Annotated in this window: 15 protein-coding genes and 4 pseudogenes; 12 read left to right on the top strand and 7 right to left on the bottom strand. The window is 72.4% G+C overall.

Features of this window, described 5'->3' with window-relative positions:
• Both IE277_RS20520 and IE277_RS20515 read right to left on the bottom strand, forming a co-directional pair.
• Nucleotides 1-564, bottom strand: a 564-nt coding sequence (locus tag IE277_RS20520) for a maltotransferase domain-containing protein (RefSeq protein WP_189954430.1), incomplete at its 3' end; no start/stop codon positions are given.
• 108 nt (nucleotides 565-672) lie between these two features.
• On the bottom strand, nucleotides 673-972 hold the full coding sequence (locus tag IE277_RS20515) for a DUF5133 domain-containing protein (RefSeq protein WP_189954428.1): 300 nt from the start codon (nucleotides 970-972) through the stop codon (nucleotides 673-675).
• Nucleotides 973-1,291: 319 nt separating this feature from the next.
• Between IE277_RS20515 and IE277_RS20510 the strand changes: the two genes are divergently transcribed.
• Together IE277_RS20510 and glgX are read left to right on the top strand one after the other, a co-directional pair.
• Nucleotides 1,292-1,837: a pep a2 gene (locus tag IE277_RS20510; protein WP_189954426.1), complete on the top strand. Its 546-nt coding sequence runs from the start codon at nucleotides 1,292-1,294 to the stop codon at nucleotides 1,835-1,837.
• A gap of 23 nt (nucleotides 1,838-1,860) precedes the next feature.
• Complete coding sequence (gene glgX / locus IE277_RS20505; protein ID WP_189954490.1) at nucleotides 1,861-4,023, top strand: glycogen debranching protein GlgX; 2,163 nt, start codon at nucleotides 1,861-1,863, stop codon at nucleotides 4,021-4,023.
• Here the strand turns inward: glgX and IE277_RS20500 are convergent.
• A complete protein-coding gene (locus IE277_RS20500) occupies nucleotides 4,006-4,815 on the bottom strand; it encodes a VOC family protein (protein ID WP_189954424.1) in 810 nt (269 codons plus the stop codon). The two genes, glgX and IE277_RS20500, sit on opposite strands and share 18 nt — an antisense overlap.
• A 129-nt stretch (nucleotides 4,816-4,944) precedes the next feature.
• Between IE277_RS20500 and IE277_RS20495 the strand changes: the two genes are divergently transcribed.
• Nucleotides 4,945-5,259, top strand: coding sequence for an ANTAR domain-containing protein (locus IE277_RS20495; RefSeq protein ID WP_189954422.1), 315 nt, complete (start codon nucleotides 4,945-4,947; stop codon nucleotides 5,257-5,259).
• A gap of 34 nt (nucleotides 5,260-5,293) precedes the next feature.
• Here the strand turns inward: IE277_RS20495 and IE277_RS20490 are convergent, their stop codons facing one another.
• The gene (locus tag IE277_RS20490; RefSeq protein ID WP_189954420.1) at nucleotides 5,294-6,085 is read right to left on the bottom strand and encodes an RNA polymerase sigma factor SigF; all 792 of its coding nucleotides are present in this window, start codon (nucleotides 6,083-6,085) and stop codon (nucleotides 5,294-5,296) included.
• A gap of 279 nt (nucleotides 6,086-6,364) precedes the next feature.
• On the opposite strand from IE277_RS20490, the pseudogene IE277_RS20485 reads away from it, so the two are divergent.
• The 4 genes and pseudogenes from IE277_RS20485 to IE277_RS20470 form a co-directional block, all read left to right on the top strand.
• Nucleotides 6,365-6,847: pseudogene (locus IE277_RS20485) on the top strand (MarR family winged helix-turn-helix transcriptional regulator); the annotation flags it as partial.
• A 180-nt stretch (nucleotides 6,848-7,027) separates the two neighbouring features.
• Nucleotides 7,028-8,008, top strand: coding sequence for an ABC transporter ATP-binding protein (locus IE277_RS20480; RefSeq protein WP_229881838.1), 981 nt, complete (start codon nucleotides 7,028-7,030; stop codon nucleotides 8,006-8,008).
• Nucleotides 7,968-8,828, top strand: coding sequence for an ABC transporter permease (locus IE277_RS20475; RefSeq protein ID WP_189954416.1), 861 nt, complete (start codon nucleotides 7,968-7,970; stop codon nucleotides 8,826-8,828). The genes IE277_RS20480 and IE277_RS20475 overlap by 41 nt, the downstream gene beginning before the upstream one ends.
• A 202-nt stretch (nucleotides 8,829-9,030) precedes the next feature.
• Nucleotides 9,031-9,555: a hypothetical protein gene (locus IE277_RS20470; RefSeq protein WP_189954414.1), complete on the top strand. Its 525-nt coding sequence runs from the start codon at nucleotides 9,031-9,033 to the stop codon at nucleotides 9,553-9,555.
• 377 nt (nucleotides 9,556-9,932) lie between these two features.
• Here the strand turns inward: IE277_RS20470 and hemC are convergent, their stop codons facing one another.
• Both hemC and IE277_RS20460 read right to left on the bottom strand, forming a co-directional pair.
• Nucleotides 9,933-10,874, bottom strand: a complete 942-nt coding sequence (gene hemC / locus IE277_RS20465; protein ID WP_189954412.1) for a hydroxymethylbilane synthase — start codon at nucleotides 10,872-10,874, stop codon at nucleotides 9,933-9,935.
• Between the two features lie 42 nt (nucleotides 10,875-10,916).
• Nucleotides 10,917-11,873, bottom strand: a complete 957-nt coding sequence (locus IE277_RS20460) for an ATP-dependent DNA ligase (RefSeq protein ID WP_189954486.1) — start codon at nucleotides 11,871-11,873, stop codon at nucleotides 10,917-10,919.
• A gap of 133 nt (nucleotides 11,874-12,006) precedes the next feature.
• On the opposite strand from IE277_RS20460, the gene IE277_RS20455 reads away from it, so the two are divergent.
• Nucleotides 12,007-12,603, top strand: coding sequence for a TetR/AcrR family transcriptional regulator (locus tag IE277_RS20455; protein ID WP_373310831.1), 597 nt, complete (start codon nucleotides 12,007-12,009; stop codon nucleotides 12,601-12,603).
• Nucleotides 12,604-12,686: 83 nt separating this feature from the next.
• Here the strand turns inward: IE277_RS20455 and IE277_RS20450 are convergent, their stop codons facing one another.
• Nucleotides 12,687-13,499: an EamA family transporter gene (locus IE277_RS20450; RefSeq protein WP_373310828.1), complete on the bottom strand. Its 813-nt coding sequence runs from the start codon at nucleotides 13,497-13,499 to the stop codon at nucleotides 12,687-12,689.
• 179 nt (nucleotides 13,500-13,678) lie between these two features.
• Here IE277_RS20450 and IE277_RS20445 point away from each other — a divergent pair, with 179 nt between their 5' ends.
• The 4 genes and pseudogenes from IE277_RS20445 (at nucleotide 13,679) to IE277_RS20430 (ending at nucleotide 16,421) form a co-directional block, all read left to right on the top strand.
• Nucleotides 13,679-14,536 carry a LysR family transcriptional regulator gene (locus IE277_RS20445; RefSeq protein WP_189954408.1) on the top strand — a complete coding sequence of 286 codons (858 nt, stop codon included), beginning with the start codon at nucleotides 13,679-13,681 and terminating at the stop codon, nucleotides 14,534-14,536.
• A gap of 40 nt (nucleotides 14,537-14,576) precedes the next feature.
• A pseudogene (locus IE277_RS20440) lies at nucleotides 14,577-14,842 on the top strand (GntR family transcriptional regulator); the annotation flags it as partial.
• 103 nt (nucleotides 14,843-14,945) lie between these two features.
• Nucleotides 14,946-15,218, top strand: a pseudogene (locus tag IE277_RS20435) (MFS transporter); the annotation flags it as partial.
• Between the two features lie 38 nt (nucleotides 15,219-15,256).
• Nucleotides 15,257-16,421: pseudogene (locus tag IE277_RS20430) on the top strand (alpha-hydroxy-acid oxidizing protein).
• Nucleotides 16,422-16,434: the final 13 nt, after the last annotated feature.

Genomic DNA, 16,434 nt, shown 5'->3' with positions numbered 1-16,434 from the left:
CGGCTCGCAGGCGGTGACCAGCTCCCGCAGCGGATACCGGGCCAGCAGCACATCCACCTCGGGGGACAGGGCCGGCTCCAGACGTTCGTGCACTGCAAGGGAGTCGTCGCCGAGAGCCTGCGCGGCGGCGCGGACGAGGCCTCGCTCCGGGCCCTTGGGCACCCCGGCCGCCGCACGCTCGTACAGCTCGGCGCCCTCCTCCAGCACCAGTCCGATGTCGATCCCGGCCGGCACCTTCACCGCGGCGGTGTGCCGCCAGGTGGCCAGCGGATCGCTCCACGCCTCCACCCGAAAGGTCCAGCGGCCCGTCGTGTCCGGGGTGACGTCCGCCCCCCACAGGTCGGTGCCCGGGGACAGCTCCCGCATCGGTGTCCACGGGCCGCGGCGGCCCTTCGGATCGCGCAGGACCACATTGGCGCCCACGGCGTCATGCCCCTCGCGGAACACCGTGGCCGTCACCTGGAAGGTCTCCCCGGCCACCGCTTTCGCCGGGCGCCTGCCGCACTCCATGGCCGGCCGGACGTCACGTACCGGTACACGGCCGATGGCCGGGGTCCTGCGCATGTATTTCACCTCCGCCGTGCGCGAAGCCGGGCACCCGGCACGGCTTCGCGATCCGAGAGAGGGCCGGCCGACGCCGGCCCCGTGGGGAACGCCTTGTACGGTGCCAGGTCAGGGGCGTGGCGCCGTGGAACGCCGCTCCGATGGTGGCGCTCTTCTGGCCGACCGACGTGACCGCGGCCGTCCGTCCTGCTCGCGCAGGTAGGTGACAAGAGTGGTGCGCAGATAGCGTTCGGCGGCGTCCGCGGCCTCGCGGGCGCAGCGCTTGCCCATCAGCACGCACAGTGTGTAGCCCGAGTCCTCGAACGTGACCCGGACCGTGCGGTCGTGGGGCGAGGCGAGCATCACGCGCTCCCACGCCCGGTAACGCCGCAACGCCCGGGCCACTTCGGCCTTGGCGGGTAGCAGCATTGCCCTCTTCACCCTCCACGCTCTCGACTGGGCGCGTTCCCGACGGTCGGGTGGTGTTCGCGCACGGAAGCGCGCGGCACCGTTACGGCGATCGAGGCTTTCACTTATGGTGCACGGACGACGACGCAGCGTCTTGTTGGATCTTCAACCACGAGTGGTGCCGGCTGCTCGTGTTGCACGAATGGCGTAGCGGCCGCACCGTAGAGGTGACTCAGGAGCGATCGAAGCTCACGCTATGTGTCCGGGAGTCGTTCCGGACGGGCATCCGGGATCCCTCCCGGAGGGGAGCGGGAGCCGCGCCGGTGAGGAGCAAGCGACGATGAAGACCGCAGTGCCCTGCTACTACCACATCGACGTGGAAGTCAGCCCGGAACGGGTGGGACAGGTCAGCCGCATCCTGGCCGCCCACCTCCGCTACTGGGACCTCGAGAACCTCGCGGTCCCCGTCTGTCACGGTGCCGAACTGCTGCTGCGGGCGATCGACCAGCACGCCACCGACAAGCACACCTCGATCGAGCTGTGGTGGAACGGCCAGCACCTCATCACCGCCTTCGGGGACGACGACCCGGATCTGCGCCCCGATCAGGATCTGCGCGCCTGCCTCGCCGACATCGCCGCCATGAGCGACGGGTGGGGCTGCTGCGCCTCGGACAGCGGCAGCAAGATCATCTGGTTCTCGCAGCGAGCCCGCGCCGGCCAGCGCGTCCCGCTGGTGCCGCTCGCCCCCGCACCCACGCTGCGTCAGGGGCTCCCGCTGCCGCGCGCGTTGCCGACGGCGCTGCTGGCCGCCCCGGCGGCACCGGTGGACGACACGCTCGGCGCGGCGGCCGCCGTTCCCTGTGCCGTCCTGGAAGGCAGCCGGTGACCGCCGGTTCCCTCAACAAGGGGCTGCCCGTGTGGAGCGGGCAGCCCTACCCTTTGGGCGCCTCGTTCGACGGACAGGGCACGAACTTCGCCCTGTTCAGCGAGGTGGCCGAGCGGGTCGAGCTGGTCCTCCTCGACGCCGCCGGAACCGAGACCCCGGTCCGGCTGCACGAGGTCGACGGATGCGTCTGGCATGCCTTTCTGCCCGGCATAGCGCCGGGCCAGCGCTATGGCTACCGGGTGTACGGCCCCTGGCAGCCCTCGCTCGGCCACCGGTGCAATCCGGCGAAGCTGCTGCTCGACCCGTACGCCCGCGCGGTGGACGGCCAGATCGACAACCACCCCTCGCTGTACGAGCGCGCCCCGGAGGGCCCCGCCCCCGCAGACAGCGCGGGGCACTCGATGCTGGGCGTGGTCACCGACCCGTACTTCGACTGGGGCGACGACCGCCCGCCGCGCACGCCGTACGCGGACTCGGTGATCTACGAGGCCCATGTACGCGGCCTGACCCGCACCCACCCGGACGTCCCGGACCGGCTGCGCGGCACCTACGCGGGCCTCGCGCACCCCGCCGTCATCGAGCATCTGACCTCGCTCGGGGTGAGTGCGGTGGAGCTGATGCCGGTGCACCAGTTCGTACAGGACGGGGTGCTCCAGGACCGGGGCCTGTCCAACTACTGGGGCTACAACACCATCGGCTTCTTCGCCCCGCACAACGCCTACGCCGCCTTCGGCACCCTCGGCCAGCAGGTCAACGAGTTCAAGGCCATGGTGAAGGCGCTGCACGCGGCCGGCCTCGAAGTGATCCTCGACGTGGTCTACAACCACACGGCCGAGGGCAACGAGCAGGGTCCGACCCTGTCCTTCCGGGGCATCGACAACGCCTCCTACTACCGGCTGGTCGACGGCGACTGGGCGCACTACTACGACACCACCGGCACCGGCAACAGCCTGCTGATGCGGCACCCTTACGTGCTCCAGCTGATCATGGACTCGCTGCGGTACTGGGTCACCGAGATGCATGTCGACGGCTTCCGCTTCGACCTCGCGGCCACGCTCGCCCGGCAGTTCCACGAGGTGGACCGGCTGTCGGCGTTCTTCGACCTGATCCAGCAGGACCCGGTGATCAGCAGGGTCAAACTCATCGCCGAGCCCTGGGACGTGGGGGAGGGCGGCTACCAGGTGGGCAACTTCCCGCCGCTGTGGTCGGAGTGGAACGGCCGCTACCGGGACGCCGTACGCGACTTCTGGCGGGCGGAGCCCGGCTCCCTCGGCGAGTTCGCCTCCCGGCTGACCGGCTCCTCCGACCTGTACCAGCACAGCCGGCGCCGGCCGCGCGCGAGCGTCAACTTCGTCACCGCGCACGACGGTTTCACACTGCGCGACCTGGTGTCGTACAACGACAAGCACAACGCGGCCAACGGCGAGGACGACCGGGACGGCGAGAGCCACAACCGGTCCTGGAACTGCGGCGTCGAGGGCGACACCCAGGACCCGGCCGTCCTCGAACTGCGCGCCCGCCAGCAGCGCAACCTGCTGGCCACGCTGCTGCTGTCGCAGGGCATCCCCATGCTCTGCCACGGCGACGAACTCGGGCGCACCCAGCGGGGCAACAACAACGCCTACTGCCAGGACAACGAACTCTCCTGGATCGACTGGCGGCCGACCGCCGAGCGGCGCGGCCTCGCGGACTTCACCCGGCATCTGATCGCCCTGCGCTCCGCGCACCCCGTGCTGCGCCGCCGCCGCTTCTTCCGGGGCGAGACCGCGACCAACGCCGCACAGCCGCTGCCCGACCTGATGTGGCTGAGGCCCGACGCCCGCGAAATGACGGCCCGGGACTGGCAGCGCGACGACGCGCACTCGGTGTGCGTGTTCCTCAACGGCGACGCCATCGCCGAACGTGATGCCTACGGCCGCCGCATGGTCGACGACTCCTTCCTGCTGCTCGTCAACGGCTACTGGGAACCGGTCGACTTCCGTCTGCCCCCCGGCTCCTTCGGCGAGCGCTGGACGACCCTGATCGACACCGCGGACCCGGAGGGCATCCCCGACGAACGCGAACACAAGGCGGCCACGAGCATCCACGCGGAGGCCCGCAGCCTCATCCTCCTGTCACGTCCGTCCCGCGCCGCGGGCCGGCAGTCAGTACTGCCGGCGGCCCCGGGCTCAGCGAGCTCGGTGTGACGTCACGGTGAACTGGGCGCCGTCCGGATCCCGGAGGATCGCCTCGTCCTCGGCCTCGCTCAGCACGCTGCCGCCGTGCTTCTCCGCCGTGCGGGCGCAGTCCAGGACGTCCGCGACGGCGAAGTGGATCTGCCAGTGCGGCCGTACGGAGGGGTCCGGGGCCGCCTCCAGCGCGCCCGAGTCGATGCGCGCCACGATGTCGCCCTGGCTGCGCAGCACCACCTCGCCGCCCTCGTACTCCACCTCGCAGCAGCCCGGCACACCGGACGCCCAGTCGAGGATCTCGCCGTAGAACAGCGCGGCGTCGAAGGCGTCGCGGGTGTGCAGCCGGATGAAGGTCGGCGAGGCCCGCCGCCAGGCCTCCCAGTTGCCGACCAGCTCGCCCTGCCAGATCCCGAAGGTGGCCCCGTCCCGGTCGGCGAGCAGCGCGGCACGGCCCGGTGGGAAGGACAGCGGCCCGACGGCCGCCGTACCGCCGCGCTCGCGGGCCCGGGCCACCGCCACATCGGCGTCCGGCACGGCGAAGTACGGCGTCCACGCCACCGCCATCTGCCACATGGCGGCCACGGCGGCGATCCCCGCCACCGGCACTCCCTGCGCCAGCGCTATCCGGAAGTGCTCGCCGAGCTTGGCGCCGCGCCAGCGCCAGCCGAGCACGGCGGTGTAGAACTCCTGGGTGGCCTGGAGGTCACGGCTGGTCAGGCTCACCCAGCACGGGGCACCGAAGACGGAGTGCGTGGAGACGACGTCTCGCTTGCGCGGTCCTCCCCCGGCGGGGGCGTCGTGGTTCATGTCAGTCGCGTCCTGCTCTCGGGGCCGGGCGGCCACCGGTCTGGCACCAGTGTCCAACCACGCGGGGGTCGGATGCCTGTCGAGGACGCCCGGTGGCATCGGCGCAGGCCGCCGAGGACGATGGGGGACATGGGAGCGAGTGAGCCCGAACGGATCTTTGAGCTGCAGGCGGAAGTCGACCAGTTGAAGGAGGCCGTGGCCTCCCACGCGGTCGTCGACCAGGCGATCGGGATGATGGTGGCCCTCGGCAGGGTGACCCCGGACGAGGGCTGGGAGGTGCTGAAGGAGGTCTCCCAGCACACCAACATCAAGCTGCGCAACATCGCGGAGCTGATCCTGATCTGGGGCCGCCGCGGCGACATCCCGCCCCAGGTCCGCGCCGCCCTGGAGGACACCCTGGACCGGTACGGTCCCACACAGGTGCCCGGCGCCCCGGAGGAGTGAGCCCCCGCCGGGGGCTCCGCGGGGCTGAGGGGGCTCAACGGGCGTTGGCGAGCAGTTCCTGGCGCAGTCGGTCGAAGCAGCCGCTGAGCAGCCGGGAGACATGCATCTGCGAGATACCGAGCTGCTGGGCGATCAGGCTCTGTGTCATTCCCCCGAAGTACCGCAGGTAGAGGATGGTGCGCTCGCGTTCCGGCAGGGCCTGCAGACACGGTCGGACGGCGACCCGGTCGACCACGAGGTCATAGCCGGGGTCGGGGTCGCCGAGCGAGTCCCCGAGGGCGTAGCAGTCGGTGCCGGCGACCTCGGCGTCCAGGGACAGCGCCGAGAAGCACTCCAGCGCCTCCATGCCGGTGCGCACCTCGTCCTCGGTGAGCCGCGCGTGGGCGGCGATCTCCGCCACGGTGGCCGGGCGCCCCGGGCTGCTCTGGGCCAGTTCCTTCGTGGCGCAGCGGACCCGGTTGCGCAGATCCTGCACCCGGCGCGGCACATGCAGGGTCCACATGTGGTCGCGGAAGTGACGCTTGATCTCGCCGGTGACGGTGGGCACGGCGTACGCCTCGAAGGCGCGGCCGCGCTCCGGATCGTAGCGGTCGACGGCCTTCACCAGGCCGAGGGCGGCCACCTGGTACAGGTCCTCCAGGGCCTCTCCGCGGCCGCGGAAGCGCACGGCGATCCGCTCGGCCATGGGGAGCCACAGCCGGACCAGTTCGTCACGGAGCGCCCGCCGCTCAAGGCCGTCGGGCATCCGCGCGAGCCGTGCGAAGGACTCCGCCGTGTCGGGGGCGTCGTCATGCGGGTGGGGTTTCGGGCTACCGGTGACACGCATGGTGCGCACCTCTCTCAGCAGGTGCTGGATGAAACAGACACCGCGGGAGGCGCGCTCGGACCGGGCAACGGGTACCGGGGCCGGCCACGAGGCGGGCTCCCACGGACGTGCCTCCGGTCCGAAGCACTGCCGTCCCTCTTCCCCCTCACGGACATCATCAAACAAATATGTCCATATGGGATGTGTCCATAGGGGATATGTGTCCATGTGGCATGTGGTCCGCGCTCTCCTTGACCTGCTCGGCGGGCATTACCTCTGTAGCAGAGATAATCTTCTTGTATGGAACCCGAGACGACGCGGCGAGCGGCAACGGGGTCCGAGACCCTCCCGGAAGAGCTGGCGGACGCCCTGGTGCGCATCCAGCGGCTGATCCGGCGCCGGCTGCGGGGCGGGATGAGCGTGCCCCGGCTGCGGGGCGCCGAGGTGGAGCTGCTGCGGCTGGTCCAGTCCCGGCCCGGCATCGGCATCTCGGACGCGGCAAGGGCGCTGCACCTGGCGGGCAACTCCGTGTCGACCCTGGTCAACCAACTCGCCCGGGCCGGATACCTGCTCCGCGAGACCGACCCCGCCGACCGGCGCGCCGCACGGCTGCAGCTGACCGAGGCCGCCGAGGAACGGCTCGGCGACTGGCAGCGACGCCGGGCCGAACTGGTCGTCCGGCAGGTGTCCGGGCTCGACGAGGCCGACCGGGAGGCGCTGCGCGCGGCCCTGCCGGCGCTGCGCAAACTCGCCGCCGGTCTGCACGAGGAGGCCGAGGAAGCCGAGAGAAGCCGGCGGAGACCGGGGGAGACTGACGGAGACCGGCGGAGGCCGACAGAGACCGGCGGAGACCGGCGGAGGCCGACAGAGACCGGCGGAGACCGGCGGAGGCCGACGATCATGACGGAGGTCCAGACACCGTGACGAGGCAAGCCCAGACACCGTGACGGAGGTCCAGACACCATGACGAGGGACACCCGCGACACACCCGGAGACGCCGTCGGCACGGCCGCCGGTCCCGCCACCCCCACGGAAACACCCGCCACGCCCCCCGCGGAGTCCTCCTCCGCCGTGGGCACCGCCGAGACCGCCCGCGTCTGTGCCGAGGCCGTCCCCGAGGCGGATGGGGGTGCCGTCAGCTGTACGCGGCTCGTCTACGCCTTCGGGGACAACCGTGCCGTCGACGGGCTCGACCTCGCCGTGCGTGAGGGTGAGGTGTTCGGGCTGCTCGGGCCCAACGGTGCCGGCAAGACCACCGCCATCCGTTGCATCACCACCCTCCTGCCCGTCCCCGCCGGCATGGTGCGCGTCTTCGGGCACGACGCCGCCGGAGAGCGGATGGCGGTGCGCCGGCTGCTCGGCTACGTCCCGCAGCAGCTGTCCGCCGACAGCGGGCTCACCGGCCGGGAGAACGTCGCCCTGTTCGCCCGTGTCTTCGACGTGTCCCGTCGCGAGCGCGCCGCGCGCGTCGGCCAGGCGCTGGCCGCCGTCGGCCTCACAGAAGCCGCCGACCGGCTCGCCGGTACCTACTCCGGCGGCATGGTCCGCCGCCTCGAACTCGCCCAGGCCCTGGTCAGCGCCCCCCGGCTGCTGATCCTGGACGAGCCCACCATCGGCCTGGACCCGATCGCCCGCACCGGCGTCTGGGAGCACATCAACGCCGTCCGCGCGGCCACCGGTATGACCGTCCTCGTCACCACGCACTACATGGACGAGGCCGAGCAGTACTGCGACCGGGTCGGTCTGATGCACCGCGGCCGCATCCGCGCCCTCGGCACCCCGGACGAGCTGCGCCGGGGCCTGGCCGAACGCCAGGGCGCCGACACCCTGCCCACGCTGGAGGACGTCTTCCGCCACGTCGCCGGCAGCGGTCTCGACGACAACTCCGAAGGAGGTTTCCGCGATGTCCGCAGCACCCGCCGCACCGCGCGCCGAGTCGGCTGACCACACCCCCGGCAGCGGCACCGACCTGCTGCTTCGCCCGCCCGTCCCGCGCGCCGGCTGGCGTCTGTTGCCCGCCCGGGTCGTCGCCATGTGCGCGGTCGAGCTGCAAAAGCTCCGGCACGACCGGACCGAGCTGTACACCCGCGCGGTCCAGCCCGCCCTGTGGCTGCTGATCTTCGGCCAGACCTTCACCCGGATCCGGGCGATACCCACCGGCGGTGTGCCGTACATCGACTTCATGGCGCCCGGCATCATCGCCCAGTCGGCGATGTTCATCGCGATCTTCTACGGCATCCAGATCATCTGGGAACGCGACGCGGGCATCCTGAACAAGCTGCTCGTCACCCCGACCCCGCGCTCGGCGCTGATCACCGGCAAGGCGTTCGCCGCCGGGGTGAAGTCGCTGATCCAGGCGATCGTCGTGATCGTCATCGCCGCTGTGCTCGGCGTGGCCCTCACCTGGAACCCGCTGAAACTGCTCGGCGTCGGCGCCGCGGTGGTCCTCGCCTCCGTCTTCTTCTCCTGTCTGTCGATGACCATCGCCGGCATCGTGCTCAGCCGCGACCGGCTGATGGGCTTCGGACAGGCGATCACGATGCCGCTGTTCTTCGCCTCCAACGCCCTGTACCCCGTCTCGGTGATGCCGGGCTGGCTGCAGGCCGTCAGCAAGGTCAACCCGCTGAGCTATCAAGTCGACGCCCTGCGCGGGCTGCTGCTCGGCACCCCCGCGCATCTCGGCACCGACTTCGCCGTCCTGGTGGTGGCCGCCGCGCTCGGCATCGCCGCGGCCTCCTCACTGCTCGGCCGGCTGGCCCGGTGATCTTGCCGGGGACGTGCGGCACGGACGTGATGTGCGGCACGCGCGCGCACCCCGTCCGAAGCGTCGCGCCCGCATACTTCCTGGGCAGCGCTTGATCAGCGATCAAAGCGGGCGAACCCCCTGGCCACGGCGCATTCTGCTCATTTGACAGTGCGCTCAGAGCACAGATAGACAGCAGCTCTCGAAGGTCGAGAGGGGCACTGTGTACGAGCCGAACGTGGTCGGTGACTGGCACGAGTACGACGAGCATGCCGGTCTGCGGGTCCGCGTCCACCGTCTGGAGGCCGCCGAGCCGCCGCGGGGACGCGACGACGCGGCCGCCGGCCTGACGTACTTCAGTGTCCGGGTGACGGTCGAGAACCGCGGTGCCCGGCACTACGGGATCCACCTGGAGGACGGCCAGATCGACGTCCGGGTCGGTCCCGACGGCGAGGGCGCGTTCATCGACTGGCGCAATTCCCAGTTCATCGAGGGCTTCGACGTCTACCCGCTGCGCCGGGTCACCGCCGTGGTCTACGCCGCCGCCCCCGAGGCCGCCCTGAGCCACGTGGATGTGCAGGTGCAGCTGCGGGTGGAGGAGGAGTGGGCCGACCGCCGGCTGTGGACGGGCGGCATCGGCGTGCTGGAGCCGGCCCCGGCCGCCGCCCCGACGGCCACGGGCCAGGGCAGCCTGGCCCACCAGGTCAGCGCCTTCCTGCGGGACCAGACGGAGCCCGGCCCCGCCTGACGCGCCCGCAGGCTCGGCACGGCCCTGCGACCTGACACGGCCCTACGGCGCATGAGCCGCGGCCGCGCGCCGTAGGGCCTGTCGTCAAACTCCCTCCCCCACTGCCTTGAGGGCGTGGGAGGTGCCCCCAGCGCGGCGGGGTGTGGCACGCACTCCCCCAGAGGGGGTACCCCCGGCGGCGTTGTCGTCGGTCGCCGACGCTACCCCGCGCTCGGCTGTGCTCGCGCGGGGGCGTCCGGCATCCCCGCCGTCGACTCCTTCCTCCGCCTTGCAGCTGCACGCGCCAGTCCCCGCCGGGCCCGCCCTCCGGGCGGACGACGGGAGTTTGACGACAGGCCCTAGGACCGGCACCGGGCCGCCGTACGCGGCCCGGCGTCTCAGTGCGGGATGCCGTCGATGAGTTCCCGGGCGCCCTGCCGCAGCAGCGCCACCGCGACCGAGGTGCCGAGGGTGGCCGGGTCGAGCCGGCCCGCCCACTCGTGGGCGTTCAGCCGGGTCTTGCCGTCCGGGGTGAACACACAGGCCCGCAGGGACAGTTCCCCGCTGCCGTCCACGCGCGCGTAGCCGGCGATGGGGCTGTTGCAGTGTCCCTGCAGCACATGCAGGAACATCCGCTCGGCCGTCGCCTCACGGTGGGTGTCCGGGTCGCCGAGCCCGCTGACGGCGTCGATCAGCTCGGTGTCGTCCGCCCGGCACTGCAGCGCGAGGATGCCCGCGCCGATCGGCGGCATCATCGTCTCCGCCGACAGCACCTCGCTGATCACGTCCGTCCGGCCGATCCGCGCCAGGCCTGCCGCCGCCAGCAGCAGCGCGTCCGCCTCGCCCTCGGCCAGCTTCTGCAGCCGGCGGTTGGCATTGCCGCGGAACGGCACGCACTCCAGGTGCGGGTGCGTGGCGGCCAGTTGGGCCACCCGGCGCACCGAGGAGGTGCCGATCCGGGTGCCGGCCGGAAGTTCGTCCAGGGTGAGGCCGTCCGGGTGGATCAGCGCGTCACGGATGTCGTCCCGCTTCAGGAACGCGGCGAACACCGTCCCGGCGGGCAGCGGCCGGTCCGCGGGCACGTCCTTGACGCAGTGCACCGCGAGATCGGCCTCCTGGGCCAGCAGGGCCGCGTCCACCTCCTTGGTGAACGCCCCCTTGCCCTCGACCTTGGACAGATCGCCGAGCCACTTGTCGCCGGTGGTCTTCACCGGAACGACCTCGGCGCGCACACCCGGGTGCAGTACGGCCAACTCGGCGCGGACCCGCTCGACTTGGGCCAGGGCCATGGGGGAGTCGCGGGAGACGATACGGATCAGTTCGGGAACCGGCATGCGCACACGATAGACCTCCGCGCCGGAGCCGGGCTCGACGGCCCGGTCTCACCCGAGGCCCTCCGGAAGGTCGGCCGCCGACTCCCGCGGCGTCAGATCCGGGCGCAGCCGCAGCCAGGACGGCTGGCGCAGCAGCCCGGCCCGGGTACGGGTGCTGTAGCCGACCTCTCCCACCACCTGGGGCAGCACCCAGCGGGCGTCCGGGATCCGGGGCGCCGGGTCGAAGGGGCAGCGGGCGCTCGGGGCCGCCGCCAGCAGCCGGGCCAGCTCGGTGCGCTCCGCCTCGCTCCAGCCGGTGCCCACCCCGCCGACGTACCGCAGCCGGCCGTGCGCGTCGCGCTGACCGAGCAGCAGTGCGCCGGGCAGCCCGCTCAGCCGCCCCTTGCCCGGCAGCCAGCCGCCGACGATGACGTCCTCGGCGCGCATGTTCCGGATCTTGATCCAGGCGCGGGAACGCACCCCGGGCTCGTACACCGAGTCCAGCCGCTTGCACACCAGGCCCTCCAGGCCGTGCTCCCTGGTCGCCGCGAGTGCCTCGGCGCCGTGTCCGGTCACGGCACCCGGCGTCGACCAGTACGGTCCGGCAAGCCCCAGTTCCGTCAGCCGGGCCCGCCGCTGTGCGTACGGCAGCCGTACCAGGGACTCCGCCAGGTAGGGCACGTCGAACAGCACCAGGTGCACCGGCACCCGCGCGGCTCGGCGCGCCGCCCGTGCGGGGGAGTGCGCGAGGCCCATCCGGCTCTGCAGCAACTGGAAGTCGGCACGGCCCCCTTCGTCGAGGGCCAGCACCTCACCGTCCAGCACGGCCGGCGTGGTGCCCAGCGCGTCGGCGAGCGGCCGCAGTTCGGGATAGGCCGCGGTGATGTCCTCGCCCGAGCGGGCGCGCAGCCGCACACTGCCGTCGCCGGGCAGATAGACCATCACCCGCTGGCCGTCCTGCTTGGTCTCGTACGCCCACCGCTCGTCCTGGGCGGCGGGCGGCAGGGTGCCGGCGGTGGCGAGCATCGGCGCGATCAGCGGCAGGGATACGGCGGTCACGGCTGAAGGTCTCGACCACTCCCGGCGCCGGCACGCGTGTCCACCGCCCGGTTCCCCTGAACGGGCCCGCACCGCGACCGGCGCGACCCGGGAGGCGATCCTGACCGCGGCGGAGCGGCTGTTCGCCGAACACGGCATGTACGCCGCCTCCGACCGTCAGGTCAGCGAGGCCGCAGGTCAGGGCAACAACGCGGCGGTCGGCTATCACTTCGGCACCAAGGCCGACCTGGTCCGTGCGGTGGCCCGCCGGCATGCCGAGCGCATCGAGGCGCTCAGGGAGCGGGCAATCGTGGCGGCCGGTGACTCCCGGGACGTACGCGACTGGGTCGACTGTCTGGTGCGTCCCGTCACCGAGCATCTGGCCGCGCTCGGCAGCCCGACCTGGTACGCCCGGTTCTGTGCCCAGGTGATGACCGACCCGGTGCTGCACGAGATCATGCTGGAGGAGTCCATGGCCTCGCCCGCGCTGCGGCAGGCCGTCGAGGGGCTGAACCGCAATCTCCCGGAGTTGCCGCCCGAGGTCCGCGCCGAACGCGGCCAGATGGTCCGGCTGCTGATCCTGCACACCTGCGCCGAGCGGGAACGGACCCTCGCCGAGGGCGCCCCGACCCCGCGGGCCACCTGGGCGGAGGCGGCCGACGGTCTCGCGGACGCGGTACTCGGCCTGTGGCTGGCCCCGGTCAGCCCGCCCCGCTGAGGCTCCGCGCCCCGGGCTCCCGGCCCCGCCGCCCCGGCTCCGCCTCGTGGACGGGCGCCGTACGGCGGATGTGTGACGATCCGTCAGGTGCGGCTCGTCGCGATGCTGACCGCGTTCGCGGCGGCCACCGCCCCGATGCCCACCCACTCCGGCAGCCCGAGACCCTGCCCGAGGACCGCCCAGCCGACCACGGCCGCCAGCATCGGGTTGACGCTCATGAACAGGCCGAAGGTATGGGCCGGCACCGTGCGCAGCGTGACCAGATCGGCGAGGTACGGCACGGCCGACGACAGCAGGCCCGCCGCCGCCGCGCACAGCACGGCCCCGGCGGTCGGCGGATGCCGGAGCGCGAGAAGGATCCCGGCCGGCAGGAAGGCTGCCGCGGACACGCACGCGGCCGCCGCGGAGCCCTGTGCGCCCGGCACGCGCCGCCCGACCAGTCGGTTGAGCAGGATGTACGAGGCCCAGCAGCAGGCGGCCACCAGACCGAGCCCCATCCCCGGATAGTCGGCGGACGGCTGAGGACGCATCAGCACCACGACTCCGGCCGCCGCCAGCACCGCGCACCCGGCGTCCAGCCGGCGCCGCGAGGCGGCCAGCGCGATGCTCAGCGGGCCGAGGAACTCCAGGGTCACCGCCAGCCCCAGGCCGATCCGGTCGATCGCGCTGTACAGGGTCAGGTTCATGGTGCCGAAGACCCCGGCGAGCAGCAGGACCGGCCACCACTGCCGCCAGGTGAAGGCGCGCAGGCGCGGCCGGCCGACGGCCACGAGAACCAGTGCGGCCACGTACTGACGTACCGCCACCACTCCCAGCGGACCGAGGACCGGGAAGGCCAGCGCGCCGATCGCCGCGCCGGTCTGGTTCGCGAGACCGCTGCCGACCATGGTCGCCACGCCGGCCGGCCTGCTCGGCGTGGGGTGGGCTGCCGAGGACCCGGACCCAGGCACGGACACGGACCCAGGCACGGACACGGACGCCGCGGGACGTCGCAGAACTCGTCGCATGCCGGGAGCATCCGCCCGCGTGTCTCTTGCGCAAAATGCATGCGTTCAACGATCTATACGCTGAGCGTATGGATGAGCTGGAGCTCCGGCAGTTGCGCTGTCTCGTCGCCATCGTCGACGAGGGCACCTTCACCGACGCGGCGATCGCCCTGGGGGTGTCCCAGGCGGCCGTGTCCCGCACCCTGGCCGGTCTCGAACGGACCCTGGGTGTACGGCTGTTGCGGCGCACCTCGCGTGCGGTGACCCCGACGGCGACCGGATCGCGGGTGGTGGCGCAGGCCCGGCGGGTGCTGGCGGACGTCGCCGACCTGGTCCAGGAGGCCACCTCGGGGCACACCCGGCTGCGGATCGGCTACGCCTGGTCGGCGGTCGGCCGGCACACCGTCGCCTTCCAGCGGCGCTGGACCGCGGCGCATCCCGGGACCGATCTGCATCTCGTGCGTGTCAACACGGCGTCCGCCGGGCTCGGTGAAGGAGCCTGCGACCTCGCGGTGCTGCGCCGGCCGCTGGAGGACCGGCGGTTCGACACGGCCATCGTGGGCCTGGAGCGGCGCCTGTGCGCGATGGCAGCCGACGATCCGCCGGCCCGGCGCCGCTCGGTCCGGCTCGCCGACCTCACCGGCCGGGTCCTGCTGGTCGACCGGCGCACCGGTACCACCACCCCAGAGCTGTGGCCGGCGGACTCCCGGCCCGCCGTCGAGGAGACGCACGACGTCGACGACTGGCTCACCGTCATCGCCGCCGGGCGCGGCATCGGCGTCACCGCGGAGTCGACCGCGAACCAGTACCCGCGGCACGGCATCGTCTACCGGCCGGTGCGCGATGCCGAGCCCGTCGCGGTACGGCTCGCCTGGTGGCGGGACGATCCGCACCCCGCTCTCCAGGCGGTCCTGGAGCTGCTCAGCGAGCTGTACCGCACGGGCTGACGGGCGCGCGGGCCAAGCCGCGCGACCAGTCGCTGACAAAATTGTTGACCATCTTGTCTGGCTGGATTTAGGGAACGAACTCGCCGAGCAGTTCGGGTGACGCGGGCCGGCATCCGTGCGGCACTGATCGATCTGGAGGCGCAGGGACTGGTCGAGCGGATCCGCAACCGCGGCTCGCGGGTGGTCGAGCGGATCCGCAACCGCGGCTCGCGGGTGCGGGTGGTGACCGTGGAGGAAGCGGTCGCGATCACGGAGTGCCGCATGGTCCTGGAAGGGTTGTGCGCGGCCAAGGCCGCCGTCAGCGCCCACCTCGCCGGCGTGATCGACGCGCTCGGCGACTGACCCGGCTGCGCCCTCCTCCCCGTCGCCCCGGTCGCCCCTCGTCGTCACCGCGTGCGCCGGGGACTTCCAGACGATGATCTACGCGACCGTCGCCCTCCGCTCCACCCCGGACCACCGTGCCACCGCCGTCGGCCGGACCTCGGGCATGGGCCGCTTCGGTGCCGGCTTCGGGCCCTGGCCGGGCGGCCGGTTGCTCGCGTCGGGCGACGGCGACCGGGGCTTCACCGCCTTCGCGCTCGCCGGTGTGTCGTCCATGGTGTTCATCGGCATCGCCGCCCTGCGCTCGACCCGCCGGCCCGAGCACCTCGGGCTGACCACCCGCCGGGAGCATGTGATGTAGTCGTCCGCACACTCCGGCGCACTCAAAGGAGAGCAACAGTGGGCGGGTTCGGCGGGTACCAGGACGAGATCTATCTCGACGGGCTGCGGGGGGGTGCTGCCGCGCTTCCCGATGACGTTCGAGGGCTGGGAGGAGAGCGCGCGTGCGGCGATGTCCCCGTCGGTGTGGTCGTACGTGGCGGGCGGGGCCGGTGACGAACGGACGCAGCGGGCGAACGTGGCCGCCTTCGCCCGTCATGGACTGATCCCGCGGATGTTCGTGGGGGCGAAGCAGCGGGATCTGTCGGTGTCGATGTTCGGGCTGACGCTTCCCTCGCCGCTGCTGATGGCGCCGATCGGGGTGCTGGGACTGTGCGCGCAGGACGGACACGGTGACCTCGCGGCGGCCCGCGCGGCCGCGGCCACCGGCGTGCCGATGATCGCCTCGACGCTGTCGGTGGACCCGATGGAACAGGTCGCCGCCGCATTCGGGTCGACGCCGGGATTCTTCCAGCTCTACACGCCCACGGACCGGGACCTGGCCGCGAGTCTGGTCGAACGGGCCGAGCGGGCCGGATTCCGCGGGATCGTGGTCACCCTCGACACCTGGGTGACCGGATGGCGCCCCCGGGACCTGTCGACGGGCAACTTCCCCCAGCTACGGGGCCACTGTCTGGCCAACTACACCAGTGACCCGGTCTTCCGCGCGGCGCTTCCCCGGCCCCCGGAGGAGGATGCCGGCGCGGCGGTGCTGCACTGGGCGGGCGTGTTCGGCAACCCCCTGACGTGGGAGGACCTGCCGTGGCTGCGGTCGCTCACCGAACTCCCGCTGATCGTCAAGGGCCTGTGCCACCCCGAGGACGTGCGCCGCGCCAGGGACGGGGGCGTGGACGGCGTCTACTGCTCCAACCACGGAGGCCGGCAGGCCAACGGAGGCCTGGCCGCGCTCGACGCACTGGCGGAGGTCGTCGAGGCCGCCGAGGAACTCCCGGTGATCTTCGACTCGGGGGTGCGCGGCGGCGCGGACGTCGTCAAGGCACTCGCGCTGGGCGCGACCGCGGTGGCCGTCGGCCGCCCCTACGCCTACGGGCTCGCGCTCGGCGGCGTCGACGGCATCGTGCATGTGCTGCGGTCCCTGCTCGCCGAGGCGGACCTGCTGATGGCGGTCGACGGATACCCGACCCTCGCCGACCTCACCCCGCGGGCACTGCGCCGCGTCACCTGACCACCCCTGGGGG

Source organism: Streptomyces alanosinicus (assembly GCF_014650595.1).
GTDB classification, from domain to species: Bacteria; Actinomycetota; Actinomycetes; order Streptomycetales; family Streptomycetaceae; genus Streptomyces; species Streptomyces alanosinicus.
The sequence above is the reverse complement of the archived record's forward strand: the minus strand, read 5'-3'. Positions and strand labels throughout refer to the sequence as shown.